Annotated in this window: 9 protein-coding genes; 2 read left to right on the top strand and 7 right to left on the bottom strand. The window is 69.8% G+C overall.

The features are described 5' to 3' along the window. The first annotated feature begins 163 nt into the window (after positions 1-163). The gene (locus tag DFH01_RS28925) at positions 164-460 is read left to right on the top strand and encodes a LysR substrate-binding domain-containing protein (RefSeq protein WP_233256285.1); all 297 of its coding nucleotides are present in this window, start codon (positions 164-166) and stop codon (positions 458-460) included. On the opposite strand, the gene DFH01_RS25350 is transcribed toward DFH01_RS28925, so the two are convergent. The 4 genes from DFH01_RS25350 to DFH01_RS25335 all read right to left on the bottom strand — a co-directional run bounded on the left by DFH01_RS25350 (position 440) and on the right by DFH01_RS25335 (position 6,327). Next, positions 440-1,324 (bottom strand): EamA family transporter, encoded by an 885-nt coding sequence (locus DFH01_RS25350; RefSeq protein ID WP_109873323.1) that lies wholly within the window; start codon positions 1,322-1,324, stop codon positions 440-442. The genes DFH01_RS28925 and DFH01_RS25350 overlap by 21 nt on opposite strands. A gap of 2 nt (positions 1,325-1,326) precedes the next feature. Continuing rightward, complete coding sequence (locus DFH01_RS25345; protein ID WP_146217151.1) at positions 1,327-4,449, bottom strand: efflux RND transporter permease subunit; 3,123 nt, start codon at positions 4,447-4,449, stop codon at positions 1,327-1,329. Between the two features lie 5 nt (positions 4,450-4,454). After that, the gene (locus tag DFH01_RS25340) at positions 4,455-5,609 is read right to left on the bottom strand and encodes an efflux RND transporter periplasmic adaptor subunit (protein ID WP_158287897.1); all 1,155 of its coding nucleotides are present in this window, start codon (positions 5,607-5,609) and stop codon (positions 4,455-4,457) included. Between the two features lie 61 nt (positions 5,610-5,670). After that, positions 5,671-6,327: an FMN-binding negative transcriptional regulator gene (locus DFH01_RS25335; protein ID WP_109873320.1), complete on the bottom strand. Its 657-nt coding sequence runs from the start codon at positions 6,325-6,327 to the stop codon at positions 5,671-5,673. Between the two features lie 98 nt (positions 6,328-6,425). Between DFH01_RS25335 and pdxR the strand changes: the two genes are divergently transcribed. Then, complete coding sequence (gene pdxR / locus DFH01_RS25330) at positions 6,426-7,958, top strand: MocR-like pyridoxine biosynthesis transcription factor PdxR (protein ID WP_109873319.1); 1,533 nt, start codon at positions 6,426-6,428, stop codon at positions 7,956-7,958. Positions 7,959-8,096: 138 nt separating this feature from the next. Here the strand turns inward: pdxR and ltrA are convergent, their stop codons facing one another. The 3 genes from ltrA to DFH01_RS25310 all read right to left on the bottom strand — a co-directional run bounded on the left by ltrA (position 8,097) and on the right by DFH01_RS25310 (position 15,578). Beyond that, positions 8,097-9,473 (bottom strand): group II intron reverse transcriptase/maturase, encoded by a 1,377-nt coding sequence (gene ltrA / locus DFH01_RS25325; protein ID WP_408609217.1) that lies wholly within the window; start codon positions 9,471-9,473, stop codon positions 8,097-8,099. An 855-nt stretch (positions 9,474-10,328) separates the two neighbouring features. Beyond that, positions 10,329-12,557 (bottom strand): hypothetical protein, encoded by a 2,229-nt coding sequence (locus DFH01_RS25315; protein WP_146217141.1) that lies wholly within the window; start codon positions 12,555-12,557, stop codon positions 10,329-10,331. A gap of 168 nt (positions 12,558-12,725) precedes the next feature. Continuing rightward, positions 12,726-15,578: a site-specific DNA-methyltransferase gene (locus DFH01_RS25310; RefSeq protein WP_109873315.1), complete on the bottom strand. Its 2,853-nt coding sequence runs from the start codon at positions 15,576-15,578 to the stop codon at positions 12,726-12,728. Positions 15,579-15,592 lie beyond the last annotated feature (14 nt).

Here is a 15,592-nt window from a genome sequence, read left to right as displayed (position 1 = left end):
CGGGGCGCTGGCATTGGCAGAGGCGACCGTCACGGCTCCCAAGTTGGGAGGGTCAAGCGCGTGCAACCTGCCTCGTCGAAGGTCACGCGTTCGTGATAACGCTCAGCGCTGTGGCATGCGCCGAGGCGCCTTTGGCCCGATGCCGCAGCCGGGCAAGGCGTGCATGCTCCGCCGCATCTTCGCGGGCGAAGCGCACGATCGCGTTTCTACGGTCGCGCCAGCGGCGCGGGAGGGCATCGGGCTCGCCGTGCTGCCCTGCTACCACGGCGATCCCGAGCCCAGGCTGGTGCGCGTGCTGGCGGAGCCGGTACCCGCGCTGACGCGCGAGCTGTGGGTGGTGACGCATGAGGATCTGCGCCGCACCGCGCGGGTGCGCGCCTGCCTCGACGTGATCGGCGAGGGCATCGCCGCGCAGCGCGCGCTGATCGAGGGCGCGGGCTCAGCCGGCGGAACGGCGTGATGCGCTCCGCCCGCCCTGCGCGAGCTGGCTCGCCACGATGCTGCCGATGACGACGAGCATGCCGGCAAGCTGAACCGGGGTCAGCGTCTCGCCGAGCCCCCACCAGCCAAGCAGCACCGCGGCGACCGGGCTCAGCAGGGCTAGCGGCGCGGCCGCGGTCGGGCCGAGCCGTGCGATGCCGCGGAACCACAGGATGTAGGTCAGCGCCGCGCCCACGAGGCCGAGCCAGGCGAGGCCAAGCAGATTGAGCGCGCTCGGCGCCGGCAGGGGCGGCTGCAGCCAGAGCACCACGGGCAGCAGCAGCAGGCCGCCCGCCGCCAGTTGCCAGGCGGTGAAGGTCAGCGCCGGCACCGGCGGCTGCCAGCTGCGCGTCAGCACGGTGCCGAAGGCCATGGAGACGGCGCCGCCGAGCCCCGCGGCGACGCCGAGCGGATCGAGCGCGGCGCCTGGCGCGAGCACCAGCATGGCAACGCCCGCGATGCCTCCGAGTGCGGCCAGCACGGCCAGCGCGCGGATCGGCGTGCCCAGCACGGCGCGCGAGAGCAGCACCACGATGAGCGGCTGGATGGCGCCGACCGTCGCCGCGACGCCGCCGGGCAGCCGGTAGGCCGAGACGAAGAGCAGCGCCCAGAACACCGAGAAGTTCAGCGCGCCGAGCAGCGCGCTGCGGCCCCACCAGATCCCCTGCGGCAGCTGCCGCACCAGCAGGGTCAGCAGCAGCCCGGCCGGCAGCGCGCGCAGCAGCGCAACGACCAGCGGATGCCAGCCGGCCAGCATCTCGGTCGTGACGATGTAGGTGCTGCCCCAGACCGCCGGCGCAAGGGCGGTCAGCAGCAGGTCCGCGCCGCGCGCGCCGCGTTGCATCGTCACGCCTTCACCGGCTGCGCCGCGCCCCGCTGCTGCGCCATGCGGCGCAGCAGCAGGTAGAAGACAGGCGTGAAGACCAGGCCGAGCAGCGTGACGCCGGCCATGCCCGAGGCGACCGCGATGCCCATGGCGCGGCGCATCTCCGCCCCTGCCCCCGTCGCGATGGCGAGCGGCACCGCGCCGGCGATGAAGGCGATGGAGGTCATCAGGATCGGCCGCAGCCGGAGCCGCGCCGCCTCGATCACGGCGTCCAGGGGATCGGCGCCCGCCATCTCCCGCTCGCGGGCGAACTCGACGACGAGGATCGCGTTCTTCGCCGCTAGCCCGACCAGTACCAGCCAGGCGATCTGCGTGAAGACGTTGCTGTCGCCCCCGTTCGCCAGCACGCCGGCCAGCGCGCTGACCACCGCGAGCGGCGCGACGGGCAGCACCGCGAGCGGCAGCGACCAGCTGCCGTACTGCGCCGCCAGGATCAGGAAGGCGAGCAGCACCGCGACGGGGAAGACGTAGATCGCCGCGTTGCCGGCCAGCCTCTCCTGCAGGGCGAGCTCGGTCCATTCGACGCCCATGCCGGGCGGCAGCACCTCGCGCGCCAGCGCCTCCATCGCCGCCTGCGCCTGGCCCGAGCCATAGCCCGGCGCAGGCGCGCCGCCGACCTCGGCCGAGGGATAGCCGTTGTGGCGCACCACGCGGTCCGGTCCGGTCGAGACCTGCACCGTCACCAGCGAGGCGAGCGGCACCATCGCCCCGGTCGCGCTGCGCACGCGCAGCCGCGCCAGGTCCTCCTCCCGCAGGCGGAAGGCGGCGTCGGCCTGGGCGATGACGCGGTAGGTGCGGCCTTGCCGCTGGAAGTCGTTCACGTAGAGCGATCCCATCGCCAGCTGCAGCGCCTGCGCGACATCGGCGGGCGCGACGCCGAGCGCCAGCGCGCGATCACGGTCGAGCTCGACCCGCAGCTGCGGCGCGGAGACGTGGAAGCTCGCCATCACGCCGGCGAGTTCCGGCCGCTGCGCCGCCGCGGCGACCAGCTTCTGCGTGGCTTCCGCCAGCGCCTCCAGCCCCAGCCCGGCGCGGTCCTGCACCTGGAGCTTGAAGCCGCCGACCGCGCCGAGCCCGGGCACGGGCGGCGGCGGGAAGACCAGGGCAAGGCCCTCCTGGATGCCGAACAGCTTGCCCTGCAGCCGCTGCGCGATGGCGTTGGCGGAGAGCTCCGGCGTCCGCCGCTGCTCGAAGGGGTCGAGCATGGTGAAGACGACGGCGGCGTTGGGCAGCGTGACGAAGCCGTCGATCGAAAGGCCGGGGAAGGCGACGACGCTCTCCACGCCGGGCTCGTCCAGCATGATCTGCGACATCTGCCGGGCCACCGCCTCCGACCGCTCGATCGAAGTGCCGGCGGGCAGCATCGCGATGCCGACCAGGTAGTACTTGTCCTGCTGCGGCACGAAGCCGGTCGGCACATGCTGGAAGCCCTGCCAGCCGAGGCCGAGAATGCCCGCATACAGCGTGAGCGCCACTGCGCCCATGCGCGCCGAACGCTTCACGAAGCCGGCATAGCCTCGGGCGGTCGCCTCGAAGCCGCGGTTGAACCGGCCGAAGAACCAGCCGAGCGGCCCGCGCCGCGGCGCGCCGTGCGGCTTCAGCAGCACGCCCGCCAGCGCAGGGCTCAGCGTGAGGGAGTTGACCGCCGACAGCACGGTGGAGACGGCGATGGTCACCGCGAACTGCCGGTAGAACTCGCCCTGCAGGCCGGAGAGGAAGGCGGCGGGGATGAAGACCGCGGCGAGGACCGAGGTGATGGCGACGATCGGCCCTGTCACCTCCTCCATGGCGCGTCGCGCGGCGTCCTTCGGCGCGAGGCCGGCGGCCATGTGCCGCTCGACGTTCTCCACCACCACGATCGCGTCGTCCACCACGATGCCGATCGCCAGCACCAGGCCGAACAGCGAGAGCGTGTTGAGCGAATAGCCGAGCGCCAGCATCACCGCGAGCGTGCCGACCAGCGAGACGGGCACCGCCACCAGCGGGATCAGCGAGGACCGCCAATCCTGCAGGAACAGCACCACCACCAGCACGACCAGGGCCACCGCCTCCAGCAGCGTGACCAGCACGGCCGAGATCGACGCGCGGACGAAGATGGTCGGGTCATAGGCGATGCGCTGCTCGATCCCCTGCGGGAATTCCGCGGCCATCTCCGCCATGGCGCGCCGTACGGCGGCCGCGACGTCGAGTGCGTTCGCATCGGGCGCCTGGATGATCTGCAGCGCGGCGGCCGGCTCGCCATCGAGCAGCGAGCGCAGCGCATAGCCTTCCGCGCCGAGCTCCACCCGCGCGACGTCGCCGAGCCGCACCATGCGGCCCTCCGCGCCGGTCCTGAGCACGATGGCGGCGAATTCCTCCGGCTCCGCCAGGCGGCCGCGCAGGTCAAGCGCGAGCTGCGGCGCCATGCCCGCGCCGGGCTGGCGGCCGACGGCGCCGGCGGCGACCTGCAGGTTCTGGGCGCGCACGGCGCGCACCACCTCCGCCGCCGTCAGGCCGCGCGCGGCCATCCGTTCCGGGTCGAGCCAGATGCGCATCGCGTAGTCGCCGGCGCCCCAGACATTCACCTCGCCGACGCCCGGGATGCGCTGCAGCCGGTCGCGCACCTGCAGCGTCGCGAAATTCGCCAGATGCAGCGCGTCGTAGCGCCCGTCCGGCGAGACGAGGTGCACCACCATCAGCATGTCGGGCGAGACCTTGCGCGCGACGACGCCCTGGCGCTGCACCTCCTCCGGCAGCCGCGGCAGGGCGCGCTGGATCCGGTTCTGCACGCGGATCTGCGCGAGGTCCGGATCCGTGCCATGCGCGAAGGTGACGGCGAGCGTCACCTGCCCGTCCACCGATTGCGAGGTCATGTAGAGCATGCCCTCGACGCCGTTCACCTCCTGCTCGATCGGCGCGGCGACGGTCTCCGCCAGCTCGCGCGGGGAGGCGCCGGGGAATTGCGCGACGACCTGCACCGTGGGGGGCGTCACGGCGGGGTATTCCGACAGCGGCAGGCGCAGCAGCGCCAGCCCGCCGGCCACCAGCATCAGGACCGAGAGCACGACCGCGAAGATCGGCCGGTCCACGAAGAAGCGAGGGATCGCGTTCACGACCGGGGTTCCCCTGCATTCGCGGCAACGGAAGCCGGCAGCGGGGCGATGCGCGTGCCGGGGCGGACCATGCCGCGGGCGACCACGCTCTCGCCGGGCGAAAGCCCCTCCCGCACCACGCGCAGCCCCTCGCCGGCCGCGGGGCCGAGGCGGACCGGGCGGAACGCCGCGACCCCCTCCGGCGCGGCGACCAGCACGTAGCGCCCGCCCTGCGCCGCGCCGATCGCCACCTCCGCCACCAGCACCATCGGCCGTGGCGCGGAGAGCGGCACGCGGACGCGGGCGAAGAGGCCCGGTGCGAGGCGGCCATCGGCGTTCGGCAGCACCGCGCGCAGCCGCGCCGTGCCGGTCGCGCGGTCCGCCTGGATGTCGAGGAAGTCGAGCCGGCCGCGGCGCGGGAAGCCCTCTTCGCCCGTCAGCCCGATGTCCACCTCGACCGGCGCGTCGCCCGCTTCCGCGGCGGCGGCGAGCAAGCGGAGGTAGGTGGGCTCATCCACGTCGAAGAGCAGATGGATCGGGTCCACCGCGACAATGCCGGCCAGCAGCGTCTCGCCGGCCGCGACCAGATTCCCCTCGGTCACCAGCGCACGGCCGACGCGGCCGGCGATGGGCGCGGCGATCACTGTGAAGTCAAGGTCGAGCCGTGCGCTGGCGACCGCAGCCTCGGCGGCCTGCACCTGCGCGGCCAGCGCCTCGCGCTCGGCGGCCTGCTGGTCGAGACGGTCGCGCGGCGCATAGCCCTCGCCGGCGAGGCTGCGCGTGCGGGCATGCTGGCGGCCGGCGAAGGCATGGCGCTCGCGCGCCTCGGCCAGCGCCGCCTCCGCGCGGGCGAGCGCGGCGCGATAGGGCCGCTGGTCGAGGCGGAACAGCACCTGGCCGGGCTGCACCAGCCCGCCCTCCGGCACCTCCACGGCCTCGATCATGCCGCCGACGCGCGGGCGCAGATCCACGCTGCGCGCGGCGTGCAGGAAGCCGGTGAATTCGGCGATCTCGGCCAGTTCGCGGACCAGCACCGGCGCGACCGGGACGGGCATGGGCGGCGGCGCGACGGCCGGCGTGTCGGCCTGGGCCGGGCGGCCGGACTGGTGCCAGGCGAAACCTCCGCCGGCCGCCATGGCGGCCGCAAGGGCGAGGGGAAGCAGGCGAGGCATGGTCGTTGGTCCTCTGGACATTGTCGGTGCCGGAGGCTGCGGGCCTCCCAGCTTGGGAGGGTCAAGCGCCTTTCGCGGCCTGCTTCGTGGCGAGGCTTTCCCCCATCAGCGCCGCGACGGCGTGCGCAGCGGGATCGGGCCGGGCGGAGAGACCGGCGATGGCGCCGCGATGCTCGGTCTCACCCTTGTGCTGGATCAGCTTGCGCTGCGCCTCGATGCCCTCGGCCGGCACCAGGATCTCGATGCCGACGATGGCGCGCATCATCGCCTCCAGCCGGTGCGGCTCGACCTTTTCCATCCGCCACGGCGCCTTGGGCGCGAGGCGGCCTTCGAAGGCGTCGGACAGGCGCTCGAGATGGCCGGGCAGCGCCTCGGCCGGCAGGGTGCGCGCGGTGCCGGAAAGATGGACGGCGGTGTAGGTCCAGGTCGGCACCTGGTTCGGCACGTCGTACCAGTCGGGCGACAGATAGGCGTCCGGCCCCTGCACGGCGAGCAACGCGGGCCGGCCGGCCTCGGTCAGCAGCCCGTGGATCGGGTTGGCGCGCGCGACGTGTAGCTCGATGCGGAGCCCGTCGGCCTGCAGCTTTGCCAGGAAGGGAATGTGCACGGCGTGCGGCAGGCCGGCTGCGTCGGCGATCACCAGCAGCCCGAAGCCGCGCGCGCCGAGCATCGCCAGCGCGTCGGCGGTCTCGGTGCGGAAGGCGGGGTGGACATACATGGCGGCATCTCCGGGGCGGGTTGGGACGCCATTCCGCTACGCCGGACCGGCGCCATGCCCTATGACCGGTTCCTCGAAACCGATCGGTCCAGTTCGCCATGCCGAGACGCCAGGCGCCGCCGGTCTGGGGCAGCTTCGCGCCCGACCACGCCAGCGGTGTGCCGCTGCAGGAGCAGCTCGCAGCGCATTTCCGCGGCGCCGTGCTGGAGGGACGGCTGAAGCCGGGCGCGCAGCTGCCCTCCACCCGCGCCCTGGCCGCCGAGGCCGGCGTTTCGCGCCAGACCGCCGTGCTCGCCTATGAGCGCCTGGTCGCCGAGGGCTACGCGGAGGGCCGCGCCGGCGCCGGCATGTACGTCCCCGCCCTGCTGCCCGAGGCGCTGCTGCAGGTCGGCCGCCCCGCCGTGCCGGTCGCGCCGGATGCGCCGAGCGGCAGCCTCTCCCCCCGTGGCCGCGCCATCGCGACGCTGCCGATCACCCCGGCGCGCCGCGGCCCGGGCCTGCTCTCGCCCGGCCTGCCGGCCTTCGACGCCTTCCCGGCCGAGATATGGGGCCGCCTGTCGGCGCAACTCTGGCGCGACCGGCCGACTTCGGAGTTGCTGGGCTACATGGAACCGGCGGGCCACCTGCCGCTGCGCGAGGCGGTCGCCGCCCATCTGGGCGCCGCGCGCGGCCTGGCCTGCACGGCCGAGGAGGTGCTGATCACCTCGGGCTCGCAGCAGGGGATCGCGCTCGCGGCGCGGCTGCTGCTCGACCCCGGCGACGCGGCCTGGGTCGAGGACCCCGCCTATGTCAGCGGGCGCAGCGCGCTGGCCGCGAACGGCGCGCGCCTGGTGCCCGTGCCGGTGGATCAGGAGGGGCTGGATGTCGGCGCCGGCGAGGCGCTGGCTCCGCATGCCCGGCTCGCGCTGGTCACGCCCTCGCACCAGTATCCGCTCGGCGTGACGATGAGCCTGCGGCGGCGCCTTGCGCTGCTGGATTGGGCGGAGCGCACCGGCGCCTGGATCCTAGAAGACGATTACGACGGCGACTTCCGCTACGCGGGCCGCCCGCTGCAGCCGCTGCGCGCGCTGCCGCGGCACGGCGCGGCGCGCGTGATCTACATCGGAACCTTCGCCAAGGTGCTGGCGCCGGGGTTGCGCCTCGGCTTCGTGGTAGTGCCGCGCGCGCTGGCGGAGGCCTTCGCCACCGCACGCGCGCTGACCGACCGGCAGTCGGCCGGGCCCGAGCAGGCCATCCTCGCCGCCTTCATCGCCGAGGGGCACCTGGCGCAGCATCTGCGGCGCATGCGCGTGCTCTACGCCGCGCGACGCGCCGCGCTGCTCGAGGCCTTGGCCGAGGGCGCGGCCGACCTCGTCGCCTGGGAGGCCGACGGGCCGCAGGCGGGGCTGCACCTCACGGCACTCTTTCGCGACCCGGCGCTGGACGACGTCGCCGTCTACGACGTCGCACGGCGCATTGGCCTGCAGACGCCGCCGCTCTCCGGCTCTTTCCTCGGCCCGCCGAAGCGCGGCCTGGTGCTCGGCTTCGCGGGTACGGCGCCGGAACGCATGCGCGAGGGCGTGACGCTGCTTCGGCGCGCCATCCGAAGCATCAGCGGGACACGACCGCGCAATGTCGAAGGCGCCGCTTGATACCTACAACGGGAGCGATGACACAGAGGGCTCCCGCGATGCTGCGACAGAGACCGCCGGGACTGGTCCCCGGCCGGTGACGCCGCCCAGCGAGACGCCAGGTGCCGCGCGCAACTTGCATCCCGGTAGGGACGCGGGTTACCCCGCGCCCCCCGGACAGATCCGAGCGTGCGCTGCTAACGCACTCGGCTCCCACCTCGGGTATTTGACGAGGAAGCGTGCTTGCGGCCAAGGATGCCGGACCCTGGCGGATGGTATCCAGCGCGCGATGAACAGCTTCATCCGCTGCCACGTGACGAAGGCCTTCTGGCTGCGCCGCATCAGCGCGCGCCGCCAGTGCCGAACCACGTGAAAAGCGAATGCGGTCATCCGCCGCGAGTTGGTGGGCACCGCGTGATACGCGAAGTAGCCGCGCAGCACCTGCCCCAGCCAGCGCCCCTGCTCGGGCACCGGCAGGTGGCACATGCGGTAGAGCGTCTCCTTGATCTCCCGAAGCTTGTCCCGCATCCGCTTGGTGATGGTCTGCCGCACCAGGATGAACTTGCCGTCCTGCCGCTTCCCGCAGATATGCGTGAAGCCGAGGAAGTCGAAGGTCTCCGGCTTCCCGAGCCCCTTCACCGACCGGCGCGGAACCGCAAAGCGGCCGAACTCGATCAGTCGGGTTTTCTCGGGATGCAGGTCCAGGCCAAACGTCGCCAGCCGCTCCCGCAGATCGCGGAGGAACCGCTCGGCATCGGCATGCCGCTGGAAGCCGACGATGGTGTCGTCGGCATAGCGGATGACGATGACCTCGCCGATCGCCCTGCGCTTGCGCCACTGCTCCACCCAGAGGTCGTAGACGTAGTGCAGGTAGATGTTCGCCAGCAGCGGCGAGATGACCGCGCCCTGCGGCGTCCCCTCCGTGCCTTCCGTCCATCTCCCCTCCTCCATGACCCCGGCCTTCAGCCATTTGGCCACCAGCCGGAGCACACGGCGGTCGCCGACCCGGTGCCCCAGGAACCGCACCAGCCACTCATGGCTGATGCAGTCGAAGAAGGCCCGGATGTCGGCGTCCAGGACCCAGTTCACTTGCCGCAGATTGATCCCGTACGCGAGCGCATCCAGCGCATCGTGCTGAGAGCGCCCGGGTCGGAACCCGTAGGAGAAGCCGAGGAAGTCCGTCTCGTAGATGGCGTTCAGCACTTCCACCATCGCACGCTGGACGATCTTGTCCTCCAGCGACGCGATGCCGAGCGGCCGTTGCCGGCCGTCGGGCTTCGGGATGTACTGCCGCCGCGACGGCTTCGCCCGGTAGCCGCCGTGCATCACGCGGCGGTGCAGGTCGTCGATGTTGGCATCGAGCGACACCGCATATTCGTCCCACGTCACCCCATCGACGCCGGGAGCAGCCTTCGGCTTGAGCTGATGGAAGGCCCAGGCCAGCAGGTCCGGTGTGATGTGGTGCATCAGCGCGGTGAACCGTTCACGCTTGTTCCGCTTCGCCGCTTCTCGTACGCGGGCCAGCGCCTGTGACACGGCGTCCCGGCTCAGCGTCCGGACCGTGCTTTGCTGCCCCGCGGTTCCCTTGGCCCCGCCCCTTCCCTCCACAGCCTCCGCGCCTGGTCGCCCGGGTCTGTTCGGCCGCTTCCCTGGTACTATGGACGGGTCTGACTTCCCTGGGCCGTGCATCAGCGGATTTCGGCCGAAGCCTTCCCGCCGCGGCCTGGCGCACTCATGCCAGGCAGCCCATGGATCTCCCGGTTCTCGTGTGGATGGTGTCCCCGCGTGCATGGGGTCTCGGACCGCGCAGGGCCGACATGCACCTCGCCATGATGGTGCGCGTCGTGTGGCCTTCCGCTTATCTCTACAGCGTCGGCGCCCTGGAGTACAAACATTTCGCGGCTCAATACCCAGCCCGCGGTTTCCCCTGTCAACGCTTCGCCGCCGCCCTCGCGGGCGCCAGCGCATGACTCGGGGCCGTCGTGGTCGGCTACACCTTCAACGTGCGGCTCTTTCATCCGCTTCCATCCACCGATCTCCCGGCGCGCAGAGACGGTTGTGTTCCCAGTTCCCACCGCTGCTCCAGTCGGTCTTCCAACCTCGCATTTTCAATGCGTCGACGGCGCCGTGAACCGCAGGTTTCCTGGGGTTTCGCCGCACTGGCTTGGGGTTTGGAGAACGCAACGACCCCTAAAATCGCTCTCCGGAGACTCGAAAGTCTCCGAAGCTCGGGGGTAGCCCGATTTAACCCTCAAGCCGTATTCCGTTGAAATTAAACGGGATTCCCCACTCCAAGCACGGGGCAAGTTCGGAAGCCGACCGCCTGGCAGAGGCTACCGGAGGTCGTAGTCAGCGGCACCCAAAGGCAGGATGGACACCGCTTGGCAGAAATTAGGCGCGCGACGCGCCGCGCATGAAGCGAAAGAAGCTGATTCCGTCGAACGTCAGAAAACTCGACCGGCGTACCCTGAGCATGACCACGCAGTCCGTCGCACCAAACTGCCGGGCCAAATCGTGCCCGATGAACCGCGCCGTGTCGGCCCACGACCGCTCGTCAAGCGGTGGCTCCTTGGTCATGTGGACACCAACGACGAACACGCGATCGGCGATCTCCATCCGGCACACGGCCGTGTCGCCATTCTTCGAGCCGGTTCCTGCCCGCCAGCGTTGTGCTTTCTGCGCGATCGCATGGAGCGAGCCGGGGAGCTGATTCAAAATCGATATGAGGATATCGAACCGATGCCGATGATTTGACGCGTAGACCTCCCGGGCGACCAGGCTCCACATTGGTGGCAGGTCGATCCCCGGCGTCGCGAACTCGCGCCGGTCAGTGCGGGGCGAAGCACGTCCGCGGACGGCTGCGTCGGCCTGGAGGAAAAGCACCTGGCGTCCTTCAAGTCCCCGCGTGTCAACCACGAACCCATTGGTGAGATACAGCGAGAGGAGGTCCTGTTCATCGGCAACGAAGTCAAGCACATCGTCCGCCGTTGCCCGCCGCGTCAGGTAGTGCAGGAAGGATATCTCGGTGTCGAGGCGCTCGGACAGCATCCGGAGCTCGGCGAGGGACAGCACTGGCGCCCACTCCTGATCGCTCCGTAACAAGCCCATATCTCGGAACAAACGGCGGCTGCTTGTGACCGACGCAAAGTGCTCAATGCAAACGCCAAACTTGTGGACGACGCTCGGTCCCGACGTGTCAAACCGTACGGTCTCCCCCGCGTGGTCAGTGAGGCTTACGTCATGCCGCCGGCTTGCCAGTAACGCCTCGAGACGCGAGGCCTGGACGCCCGGCTCGACGAACAGTCTCTCGAAGTCGGTCTTCAGACTCGCGAGCCCGCCGCGGCGGCCAGCAGCGGCCAGCTTGCCGGACTTCGCCTCGAAGATGAGCACTCGCATCCCGAGGACGGCAACGACGTCGTGCTCGTATAGGACCTTCGTGTCTGGATCGGTCCACGTCACGCTGCGATACACGGCGGCGGACGGCAGCGAACGGCGGATGATCCGCTCAACGTCCTCTTCAAGATAGAGGGTTCGAGCACGCGCATACGCGGCTCTGAGCTTCTGGTTGGCGCCCTGTAAGCGTTCGACGATGGCGAACGGGAAGCTCACGATCAACACCGGTAACGGCAGAAACAGGGTGTCGTCAGTCAGAGCGACGAAGGGCCGTTCCCATATCGGGTTTGCGAGGTAGACGCGCTGCAGGTCCTCCTCGGTCAGCGAACCCAGGGGGATTGAACAGGAGAACAGCGCCTTGGATATCTTCTCGCCAAACCAGGCAGCGAGCTCCTCCCGATGGAACGTGAAGAGGGGCGCGCAAAGCATCTCCGCCACCTGGAAGCCCGCTAGGCCTCGACCTTTCTGCTGAAGGGGACAAGCGGCAGCCTTGCGCCACATTCGCCGCGCCCATTCGGAGCCGTCGAGCATGCTCTGCACGACCTCGTCTACGTCGGTCCCCTGGCGAAGTATCTCCTCTCGGTCGAGGCGCTCAGCGAAGCGCGCGCGGACCTCATCCAACAGCGAGAACAGCGCTCTCGCGAAGTCGGAGAGCCGGTAGCCGAGCTCAGCCTCAGACACAGCATCCATTTGGGACAGCAAGGCGGGCACTACCTCGGCAGCGTCGTCGCTGTTGAAGACGTTGCGGTAGTAGACGGTCCGGAGGCGGATGTTTCGCGCAAGCACGGCATCAGGGCCGGCCTCCTGGCCAGGCGCAGTCGAGGTCAGGTACGCAGCCAGATTTCGCTGAAGGAGGTTCCATAAGCGCACCATAGATTTCGGTGACGCAGCCACCCGCCGTCCGGGGCCTGCGGCGAGCACAAATGCCTGCAGCAGTTCCACGTGGACTTGCTCGAGTTCCGAGGGTCCGGGGCCGAGCGCAGCCGGCACCATCTCCTTGAGGAGCTGCTCGCCGGACTTCGCCAGAAGGGCAACCGAATCCCGGGCGCCAAGGAAGCGGACGAGGCTTGCGCTGGTCTCAGCTACGACGGCCAGAGCATCGCCTTCAATGCGTTCGATCCGGAGGCGATCTTCGTCAATCTCGCCATATCCTGGAATGGCGGTGAGCGGCGATGGGGCGCCTGCACCCCGGAACTTGGGGCCACGACGAGTTGGTCGCCTTGTCACACCAGCCCGCCGTCCTGCTTCAGAACGCTTGGCCTCGCACGATCCGAAACTCTGCGTCGGTGCATCGCGCCTGCGGCCGCTAGTGGGGCCGTGCGGCGCAAGCGAGAACGACCCCAGGTCGACGCTCCAGGAGAAGCCTTGCTCTCCGCCTCGCCCAGCGGGGCGTCCTCATAGCCGGAACACCCGCATCGCCTCGTCGCCGTAGTGGTTGATCACCTTCACCGCGATCCGGCCCGACTTCGGCTTCACAAAGGGACGGCTTTCCGTGCGGTAGAGGCTCGCCCAGGCGTCCTCGTCCACTTCGGCCTTCAGCGCGGTCTTGAGCTTCTCGAAAGGGTCCTTGCCGCCGAGGAAGTAGGCGTGGCGGACGAAGAAGCTGTCGCCGTCGTAGTCCGTGTCCACGAACCAGCAGGCCACGTCATCCTCGACGCGACCGGAGGAGCGGACCTCGCCCGTGGTGGGGTCGAAAATGTCCACGCCCTTAAGGCGCACGACGTATGCGCCGTCGGCCTGGTCGAGCGCGATATCCGGCTCGCCGAACACCACGAACAGGTTGCCGCCGCCGGCCTTGTAGGCTTCGGCGGCGCGCAGCTCCTGGCTCATGCGCGCCTTCAGCACCACGAGCCGCCCGAGGTTCATCGTGCTGTCGCCCACCTGCGGGTCGAAGGCGAAGCCGCAGACGACCATGGCATCCGCCCAGTCGCGGCATTCGCGCGCAGCCTCGCGCACCAGGTCGGGGCCGACGGTGCCGTATTCGGGGCCGATGACGATGGCGGCGCGCTTCTTCACGCCGGCTTCCTCGTATTCGCCCTCGGCCGAGACTCGGCTGCCGCCAGGCCAGGGGCGCAGCGTGGCGAAGGTCAGGCGCTCATCCTTCTTGGTGTTCTGCACGCCGGCCTTCTGGAGGTTGTCCAGCACTGCGGTCACGAAGTCATCGCCAGCGTCCGGCCGGGTGCGGAGCGGGCGGCGTTCGGGCACGGGCTCGCCCGCTTCCTGCGCGAGCGCCTCCATCACGGCCTGGTCGTCCTCATCCGCGGGCAGGACGCGGTGGGGCGAGAGGCTCTCCACGGTGAAGGGGCCCGTGACGCGGACGGCATTCTTCTTGGCGTAGGGGCGGTCGTGCAGGAACTCGGTCTCGGCATTGCGGGCGATGGAGGCGTCCATCTCCGCCTGCCGGGCGCGGCGGGCGGCCCAGAAGGCCGCATGCGCCTCCTGCGCCGCCGGCTTCGCGTCTTCGGGCAGGTTGCGGGGGACCTGCCATTCGGCGTGCTGCGTGCCGAGCGCGGTGTTCAGGGCGGCGAGCGCGGCCTCGATCTTCGGCACCCAGTTGGCGTGGATGACGTCGATCTCGGCGTTGTTGGCGATGGATTTCAGGGTGACGTGCGGCACGCGCTCCAGCACCAGGCCCTGGCGGATGTCGTGGCGGAATGGGCCTTCCTCGGGCGGGCGGCCGGTGATCTCGCCCTCCTTCGCCGCGCCCTCACGGCTGTCGCGCAGCAGGTAGGCAGGGAAGCGCCCAGCCATCAGGCGCGTGCGCGCCAGCGCCAGAGCGACGCGTGAGGTGTCGGTGGTGATCCAGCGGCGGCCCCATTGCTCGGCCACGAAGGCGGTGGTGCCTGAGCCGCAGGTGGGGTCGAGGACGAGGTCGCCGGGATCGGTGGTCATCAGCATGCAGCGCTGAACGACCTTGCTCCCCGTCTGCACCACGTAAACCTTCGGGTCAGTGAAGCTGCCCGTGTGCGTGTCATCCCACACGGTTGTCATTGGCTGGACTGGAAAATCGTCGAAAAACCGAACGAGGCGAAGATTGTCGCCTACGACTTCAACTCGCCCACAAGCCGCTGCCCGAGCGATCCCCTCGACAGTGGTGCTCCAGCCTCTTGTGCCGCTCGGTGCGTACTCCCGGCCCCGAAACGGGAACCTGAACGCCATGGCCGATCCTTCTCCGCTCGGGCGCCCCTGGCGCGCAGACGTGAGGTCACCAAGACGGGCAAGCCGTTCGTTCTCTGGAACCAGAGAGAGGTTCGTTCGCTCCTCAGTCGAAAGGGGCCTTCTCCAACCCGCGTCATCTTGAGCAAGCGGGTACAAGCTGACGTCGCCGGATACACGAGGCTTATCGAGAAACAGTGGCCGATACTTTGCCTGAGACCGATTTTTCGCGAACCACGCAACATAATCCACTGGGGCAGAGAGAAATTCTGACGTTTGCCCCGACGTTTTCGTGATCACCAGCAAGCCGAGAAAATTCTCCGACCCGAACACCTCATCGAGCAGATTGCGAACGAGGTGCACGTTCTCGTCGCCAATCTGCACGAAGATGCTGCCGCTTTCCGACAGAAGTTCCCGCGCCACGATGAGTCGATCACGCAGGTAGGCCAGGTAGCTGTGGATGCCGTCCTTCCAGGTATCCCGGAAAGCCTTGATCTGCTCCGGCTCCCGCGACATGCCGTCGGCCTTGCCCTCCTTAACGTCGCGACTGCGCGTGCTCGGCTGCCAGTTGCTCGCGAAGCGGATGCCATAGGGCGGGTCCAGGTAGATCATCTGCACCTGGCCGCGGAGCCCTTCCTTCTCCGCCAGGCTGTTCATCACCAGCAGGCTGTCGCCCAGGATCATCCGGTTCGACCAATTCTCGGCGTGCTGGTAGAATTCGAGCCGCGCCGCCTCATCCGTGATGCGGTCGAAGCTGCCGAACAGATCGGCCTGCGGTGCCGCTTCCGTCGCCGAGACGCGTTGCAGGTCGCGGATCAGCGCCTCGGGATACAGCTTCTCCTGGATGTAGATAGGGACCGTCTCAACGCGCAGCGGCGCGCTGTCCTGCTCGTCCTTCCCACGCCAGACCAGTTGCGGATCGAGGTCAGGGTTGCGGGGATAGAGCTTCGGTTCCGCCCGCGCTTCCTCCTCCGCCATCAGTGCCGCAGTCTCCGCGGTCGGGATGTTCTTGCGCGCGATATCGGCGGGGTGGACGAGCGTCTCCACCTCGGTGGCGGGAGCGTCGGGCTTGAGCTTCTTCGGACGGGCCATGCTGCGCTGTCTTC

The sequence above is a fragment of the Falsiroseomonas bella genome (assembly GCF_003173615.1).
Lineage (GTDB): Bacteria > Pseudomonadota > Alphaproteobacteria > Acetobacterales > Acetobacteraceae > Falsiroseomonas > Falsiroseomonas bella.
Note: the sequence above shows the minus strand (reverse complement) of the source record. Positions and strands in the feature narration are given on the sequence as shown.